Source organism: Streptomyces sp. NPDC048637 (assembly GCF_040650675.1).
Classification (GTDB): domain Bacteria; phylum Actinomycetota; class Actinomycetes; order Streptomycetales; family Streptomycetaceae; genus Streptomyces.
Genome location: NZ_JBEZHQ010000001.1, coordinates 1 through 16928, shown reverse-complemented (window position 1 = coordinate 16928; position 16928 = coordinate 1). Strand labels below are relative to the sequence as shown.

Here is a 16928-nt window from a genome sequence, read left to right as displayed (position 1 = left end):
CCGGGAGGTGCCGGACGGCTACGGGCGGGGTGTGCTCACCACGGTTTCCGGTAGCCGGTGGTCAGTTGGTCGCCGCGGTGGCGCCACTTGGGCTCGTGATCGACGGTCTTGGCCGTGATGCTCCGCAGACGGCGGACGACGCTGCCGTACGCGGCGCTGGCGCTGCTGGAGAGCTTGCCGCCGGGCGGCTCGTCCATGAACGGCATGAACTTGTCGGGGAAGCCGGGCATGGTGCAGGCGATACAGATGCCGCCGACGTTCGGACAGCCGCCGATGCCGTCCATCCAGCCCCGCTTGGGCACGTTGCATTTGACCACGGGACCCCAGCATCCGAGCTTCACCAGACACTTGGGCGAGTCGTAGGTGGTGGCGAACTGGCCCTGCTCGTAGTAGCCGGCCCGGTCACAGCCCTCGTGCACGGTCTCCCCGAAGAGCCAGGTGGGCCGCAGCTGGTCGTCCAGCGGGATCATCGGGGCCGCGCCCGTCGCCTGGTACAGCAGATAGGTCAGCGTCTCCGAGAAGTTGTCCGGCTGGATCGGGCAGCCCGGCACACAGACGATCGGGATCCCGGCCTTGGACGTCCAGTCCCAGCCCAGATAGTCGGGCACCCCCATGGCCCCCGTCGGGTTGCCCGCCATCGCATGGATACCGCCGTATGTGGCACAGGTACCGATCGCCACCACGGCGAGCGCCTTGGGGGCGAGCCGGTCGATCCACTCACTGGTGGTGATCGGCTGGCCGGTCTCCGGGTCGTCGCCGAAGCCGCACCAGTAGCCTTCCGGCTTGATGGACTCGTTGGGGATGGACCCCTCGACGACCAGCACGAACGGGTCGATCTCGCCGCGTTCGCCCTTGAAGAACCACTCGATGAACGTGTCCGCGCCGCCGACCGGGCCGCATTCGAAATCGATCAGCGGCCAGTGGACGGCGATCTTGGGCAGCCCCGGCAGCACACTGAGCGCGATCTCCTCAATGCTCGGCTGCGTCGCGGCGGTGAGCGACACGGAGTCGCCATCGCAGCTCAGGCCGGCGTTGATCCAGAGAATGTGGATCGGGGACTCGTCCTCGGCGGACGGCTTTCCGTTCGCAGCGGCCTGGTCGGCCACGCTCGAAGCTGCAGACATGGGGATGTCTCCTAGGCAGATTTGCAACGAAAGCGCTCATTCAAGGCTTCCATCCACCTTGGTAACACCGATCCGCAGGCACGGGGCGGTCACCAGGGGCCGTTGCGGTGACGTACCACCCGAGCGTCCGAACCAAAGGCCACAGCACCACAGCGGGTCACCGTCGACCACCGTCCCCCGTGGGGGCGAGCGGTGCCGGTCCGCCCCGCACGACAGCACGCCCCCGGCGCACGGTGCGCCGGGGGCGTGCTGTCGTGTGAGGTCGTCCGCGGCCGTCCTTGTCGCGGGTCCGCGGACCGGGCCGTCAGCCCAGGGAGCCGGGCGCCACCGCGGTCACGTCGAACCGCCCGCCGCATACCCGCAGGCCGCGGCTGCCGGTGGTCATCGACTCCTTGGAGCCGGGCGGGTAGACGAAAACGATCTGCGAGTTGGCCCAGCACGGGGTGTCCGAGACACCCTCGTTGAGGGTGTGCAGCAGGGCGTGTGCGCTCTGGCCCGGCTGGAGCCGGACGGCACCGCCGGCGCCGCCCTCGCGGGTGGCGGGCTTGCCGACGGGCGAGCCGTCCCGGTTGATCAGCGAGACCCCCGGGAAGCCACGCAGCGAACAGGCCTTCTTGCCCTTGTTCGTGAAGACGAGGGGGTAGCGGATGTTGCCCGCACCGGCATCGGAGGCCCCCAGGCGCAGCGACATATCGGCGGCGGTGCAGCGGTCCGAGGTCGCCGCGGTGGAGGTGTTGGCCTCCGCGGCGCTCGGGGCCTTGCCCGTCGGCTTACCGCCCGGAGAGGCTGCCGCCTTGGCCGACGGCCGCTGACCGCCTGCAGAGGACTGCGCCTTCGCACCGGTCGGCTCTGCGCTGCCATGGGACGTCTTGGATCCGCCGCTCGCCTTGTCGTGGGACGTGACGGGTGCGGCAGCCGACGAGGGGCGGGATGCGGCGTCGGGGCCGCCCTCACAGGCCGTGAGCGCAAGCGCCGCGACGGCGATCAGCGATCCGGCGGCGACACGACGACCGCGGCCGAGCGTCTTGATGGTGAGCGACATAAGTGTCCCCCTCGTCTGGTAGGTGCGAGCTCTCGTAGTGGGGTGCGGTCCGTCCGTTGCTCTTTCCAGCGTGGCCCTGGGCACTGCCAGTCCGCTAACGAGGCACTAACACACCACTAACGACCTGGTGTGCGCGGCACGCCGATCACCCCGGCAACCGGTGTGACCAGCCGGGTTTTGGGGCGTGCCGCTCAGACTCGCAGAAAATTCCCGATTTGCGGATGCGGCACCGCCGAGTTCGGCCGTTCCGCCGACCCGGATCAATGGCCTCACTGGTCCCTTCAGGCCCATCGGCCCCGGTGGACCTGCGGGTAGCCGGGCCCGCTCCTGCCCGTGTCCCTGGCCGGCACCGATGTCCGGCGGGTCGGGGACGGGATCGCCGTAGAAGTCGCGGTCGCCCCCGCCCGGGACACGTACGCCCGCGCCCAGGGCCGGGGAAACGGGTGCGCAGCCGCACATCATCGGGGGCGACGGACCGTTGTGGTGCACCCGTGTCCATGCCCCGGAGAGCGGGCGCCGTGGAGCGCCCGCCGTCCGCTGCCCCTACGGGGCCTCCCCCTTCGCACGGTTCACGGCCGACAGCACCGCCCGCACCGAGGCCATCAGGACGGAGGTGTCCTGGCCCGCACCCCAGTACGTGGCACCGCCGATACGGCACTGGACGTAGGCGACCGCGGCGCTGTCCGGACCCGAAGCGAGGGCGTGTCCGGCATGGCCGATGATGCCGACGGGGTGCCCGGCGGCGGCCAGCGCGTCGGCGAAGGCGGCGAGCGGGCCGTTGCCGGAGCCCTCGTAGCGCCCCCAGCCGTCCCCGGTGTCGCCCCCGCCGAGGTCGCAGAGCACACGGTGCTCACCCGGCGCGGGCTCGGTGGCGCTCCAGGAGTCGAGCGTCAGTGGGCCCTCCTCGCCCGGCGCGAGATAAGTGCTCCGGAAGAGCTCCCACAGCTCCTTCGGGGTGGCCTCCTGGCCGCTGTCGTCCGTGGCGCGCTGCACCGTGCGGGAGAAGTCGGGCCGCAGGTCCTGCGGCAGGTCCAGGCCGTGGTGAAGCTGCAGGAGGTGCGCGACCCCGCCCTTGCCGGACTGGCTGTTGACCCGGATGACCGCCTCGTAGCTGCAGCCGAGGTCGCCCGGGTCGACGGGCAGATACGGCACCGTCCAGGGCGCCTCGGACTCCGGTACGCCCAGGCCGGCCGCGCGCCGGGCATGGTGGGCCAGGCCCTTGCTGATGGCGTCCTGGTGGGTGCCGGAGAAGGCGGTGTGGACGAGCTCTCCGGCATAGGGGTGGCGTGGGTGGACGGGCAGCCGGATGCAGTCCTCCACCGTGCGGCGGACGGTGCCGAGATCCGAGAAGTCGATCATCGGGTCGACGCCCTGGGTGTGCAGATTGAGGGCGAGAGTGACCAGGTCGACGTTGCCGGTGCGCTCCCCGTTGCCGAACAGGCAGCCCTCCACCCGCTGCGCCCCGGCCAGCACGGCGAGTTCCGCACAGGCCACCCCGGTACCGCGGTCGTTGTGCGGGTGCACGGAGAGGACCACCGCATCCCGCCGTGCCAGATGACGGTGCATGTACTCGATCTGGTCGGCGTACACATTGGGGGTGGCGACCTCGACGGTGGCCGGCAGGTTATGGGTCACCGGACGGTCCGGCGAGGCATCCCAGAGGTCCGTCAGACCGTTGCAGATCTCCAGCACGAGATCGGGCTCGGTCAGGTTGAAGACCTCCGGCGAGAACTGGAACCGGATGTCGGCCCCGGGCCGTGCCGCGGCCAGTCGGGCCATCTGCGTCGCGGCCTCGTGTACCAGGTCGCGCACCTCCGCCCCGCTGCGGCCGAGGACCACCTCACGCCACGTGGGTGCGGTGGGCGTGTAGAGGTGCACGACGGTGCGCGGCAGCCCCTCGACGGCCGCGAAGGTCCGCTCGATCAGTTCCCGGCGGGCCGGGGTGAAGACCACCACCGTCACGTCGTCCGGCACCGCACCGCTGTCCGCCAGGTGGCGGACGAAGTCGAAGTCGGTACGGCTCGCGGAGGGATAGGCGACCTCGATCTCCTTGAAGCCCATCGCGACGAGCAGGTCGAACATCCGTCGCTTCCGGGGAGTGTCCATCGGCTCGGCGAGCGCCTGATTGCCGTCGCGCAGATCGACCGGCACCCACAGCGGGGCCCGCTCGATCCGGGCGGCGGGCCAGGACCGTCCGGTCAGCGGAACCTCGACGCGGTCCTGCGCGGGCCGGTAACGGTGGGCGGGCATCGCGCTGCCGCGCTGCGGATTCCACGCCGGCGCGTCGGCGGGTACCGGGCCGGCGGGCGTACGGAGCGTGGGGATGGCGCGCGCGGCGGTGGGATCGGCGGAGCTGGTACGGGGCATGACAGTCCTTCACAAGCCGGTGGGAGACCGGCAGCACCGAGCCCCGCGGCGGGGTGCCGGTCGCGTCAGGCCCCGCCGCGGCGGCCGAGAAGGAGACCACGCAGCTTCATGGCCGGTACACTAACCACGGAACAACTCCTCAGACAACCTGAGAGGTATGACGGGATGTCGCTCGAAGCTCTCCGCCCCAGCCCCCTGGTCGAACAGGCCGCCCAGCGGCTGCGCGACCAGATCACCGGCGGACACTGGCCGGTGGGCACCAAACTCCCCGGCGAAACCACGCTGGCCAAAACCCTTGGCGTCGGCCGCTCCACGGTCCGCGAGGCCGTACGGGCCCTGGCCGGCGCCGGGTTGGTGCAGCCACGCCAGGGCGCCGGCGTATTCGTGATCGCCACCGAGCCCACCGAGGACTGGCCCACCCGCCTGCGCCGCGCGGCCGTCGCCGATGTCTACGAGGTCCGGGCCATGGTCGAGGTACAGGCCGCCCGGCTGGCCGCCACCCGACGCACGGAGGCCGATATCGCGGCGATGCGCGCCGCCCTGGAGGGACGGCGTACGGCCGCCGGAGCCGGCCACGCGGCTTTCGTGGACGCGGACATCGCGCTGCACACGGCCGTGGTCGGTGCCGCGCACAACCCCGTACTGACCGATCTGTTCACGGAGTTCGCGCCGGCCCTGCGCCAGGGGCTGATCGACCTGGTGGAATTGCTGGGGCTCGGGGACGAGGATCCGCAGCACGGTGACGCCCGGCACGCGGCACTGGTCGAGGCCGTGGCAGAGGGCGACGGGGAGGCGGCGAGCCGCGTCCTGCAGACCGAACTCGATGAGACACTGGCGCAGCTGCTGGGCCGCTGACCTGCGCCGCACGGCCCGCCGACAGACACCCGCCGATTACCGCCACACCCCCGCATTCGACAGGATGGGAGGCATGACCGAGATCCGCACCCCCCGCCTCATCCTCCGCCGCTGGACCGACGACGACCTCGCCCCCTTGGCGGACATCAACGCGGACCCGCTCGTCATGCGCTGGATCGGCGACGGCTCCACCCTCGACCTGGACCGGACCGCCGAGGAGATCGAACGGTGGGAGGAGGAGTGGGACGACGAGGGTTTCGGCCTCTTCGCCGTCGAACTGCTCGCCTCGGGCGAACTGGCCGGATGCGCCGGTCTGTCCGTACCCGAGTTCCTGCCGGAGGCCCGGCACGAGGTGGCGATCAGCTGGCGCCTCGGCCGGCAGTACTGGGGGCAGGGCTATGCCTCCGAAGCCGCCCAGGCCGTGCTGGAGTTCGCCCTCCAGGACCGCGGCCTGGACCGCGTCATCGCCATTAACCGGCTCGGCCATGAGTCCTCACAGAACGTCGTACGCAAACTCGGCATGGCCTTCGAACGCGAGGCGACACATCCGGAGTACGGCCATGCGCTGACGGTGCACAGCATCGATCTCACGGAGTACCAGGGCTGAGCGGTCTGGGGGGCGGCATCGGGTGGCGGTGTCGGGTGTCGGCACGGGTGGCGGTGTCGGGTGTCGGTGTCGGGCGCGCCGGGCACCGGGCGTCAGCCAGCGCGTCACCCCGGCCGCCCCCGCCACCCGGCTCTCCGCCCCATGCTCGGCTCGCCGCTCTCAGGCGAACCGTAGGGAGCCTTGCCCTGGTGCTTCCCTCCTCCTCCCCCATCCGGCAAATCTGCGGGAGGGAGGAGAAGGAGAGCAGAGAAAGAGGGAAGCGGACGAGGGGGAACCGCGGAGCGGGTTGCGCACCTCTGCGTAGGCGTGCGCTTGCGCAGGCGTGGGTGCCTCCGCGCGCCGGAGCACGTCAGCCTGCGGCTGTCGGTCGCTGGGCGAGCTCCAGGTCGAGGGTTTCGGCGGCGCCGGCGGTGAGGGATATCGGGGCGGCGTGTGGCGGGTAGCCGGCCGCTGTGAGGGTGTAGTGCGAGCCGCTCAAGTCGGAGAAGGCGAAGGCGCCGTCCGGTCCGGTGACGGTGTGTCCGGCGACCGTGCCGTCCTCGACGAGCGTCACAGCAGCGTCGGGGAGTGGCCGGCCGTCCGGGCCCCGCACCGTGCCGCGGACGGCGGCCGTCGGCTGCAGGCGGGCGTCCTGCCGTTCCGGTGCGCCGCCGGGCAGTTCCACGGCGCGGGCCTGCGGCTGGTGGCCGGCGGCGCCGAGGACCAGGGTGTAGCGGCCGGGCGGCAGCTGGGGGGCGTCCCAACTCCCGTCGGCGCCGGACGTCGTACGGACCACCACAGTGCCTTCGGCATCGGTGACGACGACGCTTCCGCCGGCCAGCGGGGTGCCTTCGGTGCCACCGAGCAAGGTGCCGCCCAGTCGGCCGGTGGTGGCGAGGATCAGGTCGACCCGGGTCGCACCGCCCTCACCGTGGTACGTGGCGGAGGCCGCGTGCGGGGTGTGGCCAGGCGCAGCGCCCGTGAGGACGTAGGTGCCGGCCCCGGGGGCTTCGAGCGCGTAATGGCCGTTGGCGTCGGCCGTGGTGATGCCGGCCTGGCGGCCCTGCCGGTCGATCAGGGTGATGCTCGCACCGGGGACCGGGCCGCCGGAGGTGTCCACCACCCGGCCCCGGAAACCGGTGGCGCCGGCGCTCGCGGTCGCCGCGTCGGGGGCGGGCGGGGCCAGGGCCGTATGCCGTTCGGTGACCGGCTGCGCCCAGGACGGTACCGACTTCACCAAAGGGGCCATCTGCCCGGCCGGTTCGGCTGCTTCGGCTCCTTCGGCCGCTGCGGCGGGGCCACCGTCTGCGGGCAGGGTGACGGCGGTCGGCGCATCGGGCATCGCCGCCGGACGCGCCGCACCGCGCGCCCCGTCGGTGCCGGTGTCAGTGCCGGTGCCGGTGTGAGTGCCGGTGTCGGTGTCGGTGCTGCTGCCGGTGTCGACTGCGTCCGCCGCGTCATCGGTGCTCTGCGCGACCAGGGTCGGACGGGACGTCTTCCGCTGTGACGGCAGGAAGCATGCCAGGGCGACGCCGACGAGGACCGCAGCCGTGGCGATGAGGAAGGAGACCCGGAAGCCGGCCAGCGTGGGCACCGTGGCCGGCCCCACCTTCTGGGACATATCGGCCAGCACCATGCCGATCACCGCGCTGGACACCGAGGTGCCGATGGAACGCATCAGGGTGTTCAGGCCGTTGGCCGCGCCGGTCTCCGAGGCGTCGACGGCACCGATGATCAGTGCGGGCAGCGAGGAGTACGCCAGGCCGATGCCGGCGCCGACGACGACCGCGATGATGACGGTCTGCCAGGGGGCATCCATCAGGCCGATGCCCGCGCCGTAGCCGATCGCGATGACCAGCATGCCGAGCAGCAGCGAGACCTTGGGGCCGCGCCGCGCGGCGATCCGCGCGTACAGCGGGGCGACGAACATCATCGTCAGGCCCAGCGGCGCCATGCACAGCCCGGCCACCACCATCGACTGGCCCAGGCCGTAGCCGGTCGACGTGGGCAGTTGCAGCAGCTGCGGCAGCACCAGGGATATCGCATAGAAGGCCACACCGACCGTGATCGATGCGAGGTTGGTCAGCAGCACCTCACGGCGCACGGTGGTCCGCAGGTCGACCAGCGGATCGGCGAGACGCAGCTCCAGCACGCCCCACAGCACCAGGATCAGGGCCGCAACACCGAAGAGTACGAGGGTGGTCGGCGAACCCCAGCCCCAGTCGCTGCCCTTGGTGAGGGGCAGCAGCAGGGCCACCAGACCGGCCGACAGCCCGATGGCACCCGCCACGTCGAACCGCCCCCGGGCCCGTACCGAGGTCTCCGGTACGACGAGGAGAGTGAGCAGCATCGACAGCACGCCGAGCCCGGCGGCACCGAAGAACAGGGTGTGCCAGTCGGCGTGTTGGGCGACCAGGGCCGCGGCCGGCAGTGCGAGTCCGCCGCCGACGCCGATCGATGAGCTCATCAGGCCCATGGCCGAGCCGAGCCGTTCACGCGGCAGCTCGTCGCGCATGATGCCGATGCCGAGCGGAATAGCGCCCATGGCGAAGCCCTGCAGCGCCCGGCCCGCGATCATGGTGACCAGATCACTGGTGAAGCCGCAGATCAGCGAGCCGACGACCATGACCGCGAGGCTGACCAGCAGCATCCGCCGCTTGCCGTAGAGGTCGCCGAGGCGCCCCATGATGGGGGTCGAGACGGCGCCGGCGAGGAGGGTGGCCGTCATGACCCACGTGGCGTTGCTGGGCGTCGTGTTGAGCAGCACCGGCAGGTCCTTGATGACCGGCACGAGCAGCGTCTGCATCACCGCGACGACGATGCCGGAGAAGGCGAGGACCGGAACGATGCCGCCGGGGGTTCTGCGCTGCCCGCCCACGGCCGGGTCGGGCACCGGTGGCACGGCTGCGGCGCCCGCCGTCCTTCCGGGGAGCTGGTCCGTCGTCGTCCGGTTCATGCGTGCGGCCTCCAGGGCGGCAGAGGTGGTGGGTGTCGTCAGGGGGCTGGCGAAGCAAGGGCGAGCGGCCGTCGTTCGGGCACAGGGCGTTGTCCACGGGCATGGGCATGGGCACGGGCACGATCAGGCCGTGGACAGAGGGCGGGTCGATTACGCACCAGGCTGATACATGCATGACGAACGCTTTATCCGGGAGCCTTATTCCGCCGCGCGGCCCCGCTTCTCACCCCGCCGTCCGTGATCCGCCTCACGCCGCCACGACCCCTGCACTCCCCCGCCCCGTTCATCGGACCTCCCCCTGATCTCACCCTCGATGCGGATCCACTGATCCCGCCGAATCGACTGAACCCGCTGGATTCAGCGGACCCGCCGAATCCCGTGAACCCGCCGGATCCAGCAAACCCATGGAATCCAGTGAACCGCACACCACTGACAATCCGTACTGACCATCTGTGCGGCAGCGGCCATCACCCCCGCCGCCACCGCTCGCGACTGCTCACGCACTGCCGTACCCGCCAACCGCGAGAGGCGCCGCGATTCCTCCGCGACGCCTCTGACCTGCACAAGTCATCCACGACTTGCACACACTTCACCATTCAACACCGTCTGCGCGGTATGTTTTTGCCGCCCTGAAGATACCGAACAGCCCACGTGACCTGTCCCGGCTCCCGGCCGCCCGGCCGGGCTCACCCCGTGGCGACGTCGGCCTCGGTATCGTCCGCGACACCCGCCAGCGCCTTCCCCTGCAGGGCGGCATCGAGCTTCGCCCCGCGCTCCGGGTCCAGGTTGAGCTTGGCGAGGATGGCAGGCACCGCGATGCTCGGGAGGGTGTGCTGGAAGAAGATCGTCAGGCGGTGGCTGAGGTCGGCCTGATTGGTCAGGGCATGCGACATCAGCTGCAGGCCGGCGAATGCTCCGACGAAGAGTTCGGCGGTCTCGGGCACGACGACGCTCTCCAGGATCTCGCCGCGATCCCGCGCCTGGTTCAGCAACTCCTCGACGAACCGGGTCCAGGCGAGCATCGACTGCTTGCGGTCAAGGTGGTTGGAGCCCTGCTCGACGGCCAATCGGGCCGCCCCGCGCTGCATCGGGTCGCTGCGCAGCCGGTAGGCCAGCACCTGTCCCGCGTCGACGAACTCCTGCAGTTTGATCTTCTGCGGCTCCACCGCGATGTCCAGCACATGCTCGTCAAGTACCGCGAGCGCGAGCTGCTCCTTGGAGGCGAAGTGGAAGTACAAGGCGCCCTTTGTCACGCCGGCGCGCTCGAGGACTTCGGCGATGGTCGCGCGGTCGTAGCCGAGGTCGTCAAAGACCGAGGCGGCCGCCTCCAAGATGAGTCGCCGAGTCCGGATCGCGCGGTCCTGTTGCGCCACAGGACGCCTCCTGTCTCTCGATGTTTTTCACGTTCCGCATCAGTTAGCTACCGCTCAAGTCGCGCCTGGACCAGCCACTTGTTCCATTTCGTCGCCCGGCATTGAAAATAAAACCGGATGGTACGTATCTTAACAGCGCCGGACCTCATCCCATTGAGACGCCTGGGGGCAGTCATGAGCGACACGATGCACGTCAGCGGCACTGTTCAGCCCAGGGCTCCACACCAGACGCAGCCGAAGCGGAACCACCACAGCACCGCCGGGCATCGCCATGGTCCCGGTGTCCCACGGGAATTCGTGCACCGTCCCCTCATCGACGACATTCTGGTCACCTCATGGCACCGCCGGGACACATCCCACTTCTCGCTGACCGCCCAGTGGCCGCACGATCACGGGTATTTCACTCCGGTACATGGCCGTCACCATCTCATTCTCACCGGCGAGACCATTCGCCAGGCCGGGCTGCTGCTGTGTCACACCGAACTCGGCGTTCCGGTCGGCCATCACTTCATCCTCGGGGACCTGGTATATACAACCCACCCCGAGCATCTGGTCGTTGGCAGTGGCCCCACCCGGCTGGCGATCGAGGTCACCTGCAGCCGGATGCGGATGCGGGCGGGCACGCTCACCAGCGGGCACTTCGACATGACCATCCGCAAGGCGGGCCGGATCGTCGCGACCGGCCACTCCGACGTCACCGTCACCTCCCCCGCCGTCTACCGCCGGATCCGCGGCGACCGGCTGGCCGCACGTCGGCCGCTCGGCCCGCTCCCCACAGCCGTACCGCACCACCTGACCGGCAGCGCCCACGACAGCGATGTCCTGCTCTCCCCCACCGACCGGCCCGACCGCTGGCAGCTGCGTATCGCGCCCGGCCATGCCGCGATGGTGAACCCGGCGAACGACCATATTCCGGGAATGCTGCTGCTCGACGCCGCACAGCAGGCGGCCCGGGCACTGACCGCGCCCCGGGCCTTCGTGCCGTACGCCTTCGGCACGGAATTCCGCCGTTACGCCGAGCACGGCATCCCCTGCGTCCTCAAGGCGCACCGCGTCCCGTCCGCGCTCCCCTGCACCACGACGATCCAGGTCACCGGCTCCCAGGACGGGCAGCCAGTGTTCGTCTCCACCCTGACAGCGCTGGACACCCGGCGCTGAACGCACTGCTCACGAGCCGCGTGCCGCGTGACGGACATCCGCACTGCATGGCCGCCGCACCGCGCGATCGGCAACCGCAGATCACGAGCGGTGGCGGCTCTTGAAGCAGAGGCAGCCGGCCCCCGGCAGCCGAACCGCAGCACAGCACAGCAATTTGAAGGTCAAGGCGGCAGCACGTCCGCCGCTGGTACACGGAAGGCCAATCACACTCATGGGTGACCTCAACGGAAAGACCGCGCTGGTGACGGGATCCAGCCGGGGCATCGGCCGGAGCATCGCCCAGCGCCTCGCCAAGGACGGTGCGCTGGTCGCCGTCCACTACGGCAGCAATGACACCGCGGCCAAGGAAACGACCGAGAGCATCGCCATGGCGGGTGGGCGGGCCTTCATCGTCGGCGCGGAACTGGGGGTTGCCGGTGATGTCGAAGCCCTCTTCGCCGGCTTCGACGCCGAACTCGCCGCCTGCGGTGCGGAACCCGGACTCGACATTCTCGTCAACAACGCAGCGCTCAACTTCCCCGGGCGCATCGACCAGGTGACCCCCGAGGAGTTCGACCGCACCATCGCGGTCAACATCAAGGCGCCCCTCTTCATCGCCCAGCACGGTCTGCGCCGGATGCGGGACGGCGGACGCATCATCAACATCTCGTCGGCGGTGACCAGTACGGCGCACCCGTGGCAGATCGCCTACAGCGTCTCCAAGGGCGGGGTGGACACCCTCACGCTCGCCCTCGCCAAGGAGTGCGGGGCACGCGGGATCACGGTGAACACCCTCTCCCCCGGCTGGGTCGAGACCGATGTGACCGCGGCGCGGCGGGCGACACCCGAGGGGCGGGCCACGCTGGCGGCCTATTCGGTGTTCAACCGGATCGGCAAGCCCCAGGACATCGCGGACGTGGCCGCCTTCCTCGCCTCGGACGACTCCCGCTGGATCACCGGCCAGCGCCTCGACGTCACGGGCGGCTCCCTGCTCTGACTCCGCCGGGCAGCGCCCTGGGCCCGGCTTCCGGATGCCGGGCCATGAGCCGGGGCGGGCTCGTCGTACAGGGCGCTGAGGGCGCGGCAGTCGGCCGGGCCGAGCAGACGTGGGGTCACTGCGCAGCCCAGGGTGTTGAGTTCGCCGGCCAGCGCCGTCCAGTCGGCGGCGGCGACGCGCTGGGCGAGCGTGCCGGGGCGGGCGCGGCGCTTGGTGGCCGTGGTGTCCGTGGTGTCCCCGGTGGTCGTAGTGGCCGTAGTGGCCGTAGTGGTCATGGAATGCTCCAGTGGGGCATGGGAGGGGCGGCGCCCGGCCATCCCGCCGGCGTCGGGCGGCTCAGAGGGCATCCGGCAGAGCGCCCTCGATGCCGAGGAGCTGCCGCTTGCGTACGGGCCCGCCCGCGTAACCCGAGAGGGAACCGTCCGCGGCGATCACCCGGTGGCAGGGCCGGACGATGAGCAGCGGATTCGCGCCGATCGCCGTGCCGATGGCGCGCACCGCACCCCGCGCCGCACCGATGTCGGCCGCGATCTTCCCGTACGTGGTGGTGGTGCCGTACGGAATGGCCTCCAGCGCCTGCCACACCCGCCGCTGGAAGTCCGTGCCCCGAGTGGGGGCGTAGGCAATGCCGAAGCGGGTCAGCTTCCCGTCGAAGTAGGCGCGGAGCTGGTGGGCGATGCCGGCGAAGGCAGCGGGGTCGTGCGTCCAGCCGTCCTGGACGGTCACCCCGCCCTTCTGTCCGGGCACGGACAGCGAAGCGAGCGCGGTGCCGCCCGGCGCGGTGGCCGATTCCTTGCCCACCAGCAGGAGTTCGCCCAACGGGCTGTCGAGTGTGGTGTAGAGCGTCATGGTCCGGTGCTTTCCGTGGTGGTGGGGCGGGGGCTCGCCGGTTCCGTGACCGGCACGTTCCAGAAGTGGTGCATCGCATACGAGCGCCAGGGGCGCCAGCCGTTCGCCCGCTCCGTCAGACTGGCTGTCGGGGCACCGGCCCGGCGCATGCCGGCCAGTACGGCCGCATCGCCGGCCAGCAGGACATCGGGGTCCCCGAGGGCCCGCATCCGGATGTATCCGGCGGTCCACGGGCCGATGCCGCGCAGCCCGAGGAGCGCGCGTTCGGCCTCGTCACGGTCGGCTCCGGCGTCCAGGACAACCGTGCCGTCGGCGAGTGCGGAGCTCAGGGTACGCAGGGTCGCCCGCCGTGACTCGGGCATCCCGAGTTCGGTGAGAGTGGCCTGCGCCAGATCGCCGATGCGCGGGGAAGAGGTGGGTGAGCGCGCCGGCCGGCTCGGGCAGCGGCTCTCCGTAGGCGGCGACCAGGGCGCCGCCGAGCGTACGGCCGGCCGCGACCGAGACCTGCTGACCGAGAACGGCACGGATGGCGAGCTCGTCCGGGGCGGGAGCGCCCGGGGAGCGCAGGCCGGGGCGCCGGTCCACCAGTCGTGCCAGGACGGGGTCCTCGCCCAGCCGCTCGGCGACCGCGTACGGATCGGCGTCCAGATCGAAGAGGCGGCGCACCCGCTGGCTGGCGGTGGTGAGATCCCGCAGCTCGGTCAGGTGCAGCCGGCAGTCCAGCCAGCCGTCACCGGCCACCTCGTCGACCTCGGCGATCCCGGTTCCGTGCGGCAGCCGCAGGGTGCGCCGGTAGGTACGGTCACCGGGCTCGCCGCTGACCTCCTCGATACCGGTGATCGCGCGCCGCTGGAGGTGGTCGAAGAGCTGCCGCGCCGCATACGGCCCACGGAAGGCCAGCCGCAGCGGCAGCACCCCGGGGGTGGTGGGCGGCGCCACCGGGCCGAACCGAGTCCCCTTTCCGGGGCGGGCGGCGCGCAGCTCGCTCGGGGTGAGGGCGTAGATCTCCTTGATGGTGTCGTTGAACTGCCGCACGCTGGCGAAGCCCGCCGCGAAGGCGATCTCGGCCGCCTGCAGCCCGGTGGTCTGCAGCAGGACCCGGGCGGTGTGGGCGCGCTGTGCCCGCGCCAGGGCCACGGGGCCGGCGCCCAGCTCGGCGTTCAGCTGGCGCTGGACCTGCCGGGCGCTGTAGCCGAGCCGCGCCGCCAGGCCGGAGACACCTTCCCGGTCGACCACACCCTCGCTGATCAGCCGCATCGCCCGTCCGACGAGATCGGCGCGGGCATTCCACTCCGCCGATCCGGGCACCGCATCGGGGCGGCAGCGCCGGCAGGCACGGAAGCCGGAGCCCTGGGCGGCCGCGGAGGTCGGGAAGAAGGCGACATTCCGGCGTCGGGGCGTGGTGGCGGGACAGCTCGGCCGGCAGTAGATCCCGGTCGTGGACACCGCGAAGAAGAAGGCGCCGTCGAATCTGGCGTCCCTGCTGCGCACCGCCTCGTATCTGCTGTCCTCGTTCCTCACAGAGTCCACTGTGCAGCAGGTCAGGCGGCGGTGCTGGCGGAAATCGGACGGAGCATTCGGGGGGTGGGGTGGGGCGCCGTGGGTCTGCGCGGTTCTGCGGACCGCACGGTCCCAAAAGCAGTGGGCGTGCGGGGCTCACGTCCCTCCCCGTTCGCGCCCCCGCTCGTGGCGTTCGGATCCCGGTCAACGCTCGGGACCCGAACTCCCAGGACATTTATCCGAGTTGGCCGAGTTGGCCGAGTTAGCCGAGTTGGCCGAGGTCGTCGAGTCAACCGAGTTGAGGAATCCCGCCGTGTCGAACCGGCCCTACGACGCCACTACCGCGAGGATCACCAGGAACGCGACCAGCGCGAACGTCTCCCAGCGCATCGCCCTCTGCAGAACATTCGAATCCAGCGACCTCCCCGACCTCCCCGACCCGCTGCTCGGCATCGAGTACCCGCTGTCGGAACTGTCGTCGCTGTTCCCGCTGTCTCCGCTGTCGCTCACGCCGTACTCCCGCTCTCCCACTCCCCCGCCGTCAGCTCACCAGCCGACGGCGTTCCCATCGTCGGTCATCAGCGTATCCCCCACCCCGCGGCGCCGAGAGACGGCTACCACTCCGGCCCCGGCCCCTGCTACGGCTACGGCTACGGCTACGGCTACGGCTACGGCTACGGCTACGGCTCATGGTGGCAGCTGATGGTGGCGGATGTGTGTCGCCTCGGGCTGAGACAGGTACCGGCCGGCGGCTGCACGGCACGGGGCCCGCGTCCGCGAGCCGGCCGGAGCCAGGACTCCTGCCGAGTGGGGACGCCCGTCAGGCGGGCGGCATCGGCCAGTCGTCCAGCGAGCCACCGCGCCATTCGACGAGGCGGGGGTCGTCCAGCGCGATGTCCCCGGCCGGGGCGGCGACGCCCGCGCGGCGGAGGAACTCGGCAACATCGCCGCGGCCATGGGCCAGGCCGACGATCTGCCCACGCACGGTCACCCGTCGGCCGCCGGACGGCGTCGGCGGGTGCACGATGACAGGCGGATGCTCGGTCATGCCTCCAGACTGCGCCGGGCTCCGCGCTCGCGCATTTCGGCAGCCGCCGTGAGCGTCAATCCTCCGCCGTCGCGGTACGCCATCCCACCGGCGGCGCATGCGCTTGATGCGCGGCCTGCGAGCATTCCCGCGATACTCCACCGATGATCATGCCCTACGGGACAATCAGGGGCATGACCATGGATGATCTTGTGATTCCCGATACCCGGGCCTGCCGTGCCGCACGGGAAGTGGCGAGTGCCTACTGCTCGCCCGCGCTGCTGAACCATTCCGTCCGGGCGTACCTCTGGGCAGCCGGCTATGCCGCGGCCAACGACATCGCCTTCGATCCGGAACTCCTCTACGTGTCGGCCATGTTCCACGACATCGGGCTGGTGAAGGAGTTCGACAGCCACACCGTGCCCTTCGAGGGGGCGGGCGGCCATGTGGCGTGGGTGTTCGGGGCGGGCGCCGGGTGGCCGGTGGAGCGGCGGGTACGGGCGTCCGAAGTGATCGTCCGGCACATGTGGGACGCGGTGGACGTGGCAATGGATCCGGAAGCACATCTGCTGGTGTTCTCCACCTCGTTGGACATCTCCGGACAGCGCCCTGATGCGCTGCCCGCGGACCTCCGCACCGAGGTGCTGGCGCGCTACCCCCGGCTGGGCCTCGGCGAGGAGTTCCTGGCGTGCTTCCGGAACCAGGCGGAGCGCAAGCCGGACAGTTCCGCCGCGGCCTCGGTCCGCCAGGGCATCGCCGCGCGGATCTCCGCCAATCCGCTGGATACGCACGGGGCGTAGCGGCGCCTGATCCGGTGACGCACGAGGCCCGTCGGGCGGTGCAGTGCGCTGCGGGCAAGAGGAAGCCCCGGCCAGACGGGGGGACGCTGGCCGGGGCGGCTCGGGAGGGGTGCCTCAACACCCACACCCATTTGAACGGTGAACAACAGGTGGGCGTTCCAGAACGCCGACGTGATGACCATCACGCCTGCCTGGCCCCGGGCACGCTCTCCCGAACCGGCTCAGCTTTCGGTGGTGTGTCCGGAGAGGCGTTCGACGCCGCGCAGGAGGGCGGAGTGGTCGAGGCCGCCGTCGCCCTGTGCGCGGAGGGCGGCG

At 71.0% G+C, this 16928-nt stretch carries 13 protein-coding genes and 2 pseudogenes; 5 read left to right on the top strand and 10 right to left on the bottom strand.

Annotated elements, in window-relative coordinates; genetic code table 11:
• Nucleotides 1–35: 35 nt before the first annotated feature.
• From AB0C46_RS00075 to AB0C46_RS00065, 3 genes are all read right to left on the bottom strand, one after another.
• Nucleotides 36–1124, bottom strand: a complete 1089-nt coding sequence (locus AB0C46_RS00075; RefSeq protein WP_362824443.1) for a hydrogenase expression protein HypE — start codon at nt 1122–1124, stop codon at nt 36–38.
• Between the two features lie 304 nt (nt 1125–1428).
• Nucleotides 1429–2166 carry a DUF4232 domain-containing protein gene (locus tag AB0C46_RS00070; protein WP_362824441.1) on the bottom strand — a complete coding sequence of 246 codons (738 nt, stop codon included), beginning with the start codon at nt 2164–2166 and terminating at the stop codon, nt 1429–1431.
• Nucleotides 2167–2709: 543 nt separating this feature from the next.
• Nucleotides 2710–4533, bottom strand: a complete 1824-nt coding sequence (locus AB0C46_RS00065; RefSeq protein ID WP_362824440.1) for a 2-isopropylmalate synthase — start codon at nt 4531–4533, stop codon at nt 2710–2712.
• A gap of 165 nt (nt 4534–4698) precedes the next feature.
• Here AB0C46_RS00065 and AB0C46_RS00060 point away from each other — a divergent pair, with 165 nt between their 5' ends.
• Both AB0C46_RS00060 and AB0C46_RS00055 read left to right on the top strand, forming a co-directional pair.
• Entirely contained in the window at nt 4699–5388 is a 690-nt protein-coding gene (locus AB0C46_RS00060) for a FadR/GntR family transcriptional regulator (RefSeq protein WP_362824438.1), read from the top strand.
• Nucleotides 5389–5461: 73 nt separating this feature from the next.
• Entirely contained in the window at nt 5462–5995 is a 534-nt protein-coding gene (locus AB0C46_RS00055; protein WP_362824437.1) for a GNAT family N-acetyltransferase, read from the top strand.
• A 349-nt stretch (nt 5996–6344) separates the two neighbouring features.
• Here the strand turns inward: AB0C46_RS00055 and AB0C46_RS00050 are convergent, their stop codons facing one another.
• Together AB0C46_RS00050 and AB0C46_RS00045 are read right to left on the bottom strand one after the other, a co-directional pair.
• A complete protein-coding gene (locus tag AB0C46_RS00050; RefSeq protein ID WP_362824436.1) occupies nt 6345–8930 on the bottom strand; it encodes an MFS transporter in 2586 nt (861 codons plus the stop codon).
• Between the two features lie 686 nt (nt 8931–9616).
• Nucleotides 9617–10303 carry a ScbR family autoregulator-binding transcription factor gene (locus AB0C46_RS00045; RefSeq protein WP_362824434.1) on the bottom strand — a complete coding sequence of 229 codons (687 nt, stop codon included), beginning with the start codon at nt 10301–10303 and terminating at the stop codon, nt 9617–9619.
• 117 nt (nt 10304–10420) lie between these two features.
• Here AB0C46_RS00045 and AB0C46_RS00040 point away from each other — a divergent pair, with 117 nt between their 5' ends.
• Both AB0C46_RS00040 and AB0C46_RS00035 read left to right on the top strand, forming a co-directional pair.
• Nucleotides 10421–11461, top strand: coding sequence for a ScbA/BarX family gamma-butyrolactone biosynthesis protein (locus tag AB0C46_RS00040; protein ID WP_362824432.1), 1041 nt, complete (start codon nt 10421–10423; stop codon nt 11459–11461).
• Nucleotides 11462–11672: 211 nt separating this feature from the next.
• Nucleotides 11673–12437, top strand: coding sequence for an SDR family oxidoreductase (locus AB0C46_RS00035; RefSeq protein WP_362824430.1), 765 nt, complete (start codon nt 11673–11675; stop codon nt 12435–12437).
• A 336-nt stretch (nt 12438–12773) separates the two neighbouring features.
• Here AB0C46_RS00035 and AB0C46_RS00030 read toward each other — a convergent pair whose 3' ends face one another.
• From AB0C46_RS00030 to AB0C46_RS00015, 4 genes and pseudogenes are all read right to left on the bottom strand, one after another.
• Nucleotides 12774–13286, bottom strand: coding sequence for a methylated-DNA--[protein]-cysteine S-methyltransferase (locus tag AB0C46_RS00030; RefSeq protein ID WP_362824428.1), 513 nt, complete (start codon nt 13284–13286; stop codon nt 12774–12776).
• Nucleotides 13283–14807, bottom strand: a pseudogene (locus AB0C46_RS00025) (AlkA N-terminal domain-containing protein). The gene AB0C46_RS00030 and the pseudogene AB0C46_RS00025 overlap by 4 nt, the downstream one beginning before the upstream one ends.
• A gap of 306 nt (nt 14808–15113) precedes the next feature.
• Nucleotides 15114–15296, bottom strand: a complete 183-nt coding sequence (locus AB0C46_RS00020) for a hypothetical protein (protein ID WP_362824427.1) — start codon at nt 15294–15296, stop codon at nt 15114–15116.
• Nucleotides 15297–15606: 310 nt separating this feature from the next.
• Complete coding sequence (locus AB0C46_RS00015; RefSeq protein WP_362824425.1) at nt 15607–15834, bottom strand: hypothetical protein; 228 nt, start codon at nt 15832–15834, stop codon at nt 15607–15609.
• A 173-nt stretch (nt 15835–16007) separates the two neighbouring features.
• Between AB0C46_RS00015 and AB0C46_RS00010 the strand changes: the two genes are divergently transcribed.
• The gene (locus AB0C46_RS00010; RefSeq protein WP_362824424.1) at nt 16008–16613 is read left to right on the top strand and encodes an HD domain-containing protein; all 606 of its coding nucleotides are present in this window, start codon (nt 16008–16010) and stop codon (nt 16611–16613) included.
• A gap of 221 nt (nt 16614–16834) precedes the next feature.
• Here AB0C46_RS00010 and AB0C46_RS00005 read toward each other — a convergent pair.
• Nucleotides 16835–16928: pseudogene (locus tag AB0C46_RS00005) on the bottom strand (2-hydroxy-3-oxopropionate reductase); the annotation flags it as partial.

Bases quoted from the DNA above. Each gene is read 5' to 3' on its own strand.
- AB0C46_RS00030 (WP_362824428.1), bottom strand. From the start codon at position 13,286: ATGACGCTCTACACCACACTCGACAGCCCGTTGGGCGAACTCCTGCTG.
- AB0C46_RS00015 (WP_362824425.1), bottom strand. From the start codon at position 15,834: ATGACCGAGCATCCGCCTGTCATCGTGCACCCGCCGACGCCGTCCGGC.
- AB0C46_RS00035 (WP_362824430.1), top strand. From the start codon at position 11,673: ATGGGTGACCTCAACGGAAAGACCGCGCTGGTGACGGGATCCAGCCGG.
- AB0C46_RS00060 (WP_362824438.1), top strand. From the start codon at position 4,699: ATGTCGCTCGAAGCTCTCCGCCCCAGCCCCCTGGTCGAACAGGCCGCC.
- AB0C46_RS00065 (WP_362824440.1), bottom strand. From the start codon at position 4,533: ATGCCCCGTACCAGCTCCGCCGATCCCACCGCCGCGCGCGCCATCCCC.
- AB0C46_RS00075 (WP_362824443.1), bottom strand. From the start codon at position 1,124: ATGTCTGCAGCTTCGAGCGTGGCCGACCAGGCCGCTGCGAACGGAAAG.
- AB0C46_RS00050 (WP_362824436.1), bottom strand. From the start codon at position 8,930: ATGAACCGGACGACGACGGACCAGCTCCCCGGAAGGACGGCGGGCGCC.
- AB0C46_RS00070 (WP_362824441.1), bottom strand. From the start codon at position 2,166: ATGTCGCTCACCATCAAGACGCTCGGCCGCGGTCGTCGTGTCGCCGCC.
- AB0C46_RS00040 (WP_362824432.1), top strand. From the start codon at position 10,421: ATGGTACGTATCTTAACAGCGCCGGACCTCATCCCATTGAGACGCCTG.
- AB0C46_RS00010 (WP_362824424.1), top strand. From the start codon at position 16,008: ATGACCATGGATGATCTTGTGATTCCCGATACCCGGGCCTGCCGTGCC.
- AB0C46_RS00055 (WP_362824437.1), top strand. From the start codon at position 5,462: ATGACCGAGATCCGCACCCCCCGCCTCATCCTCCGCCGCTGGACCGAC.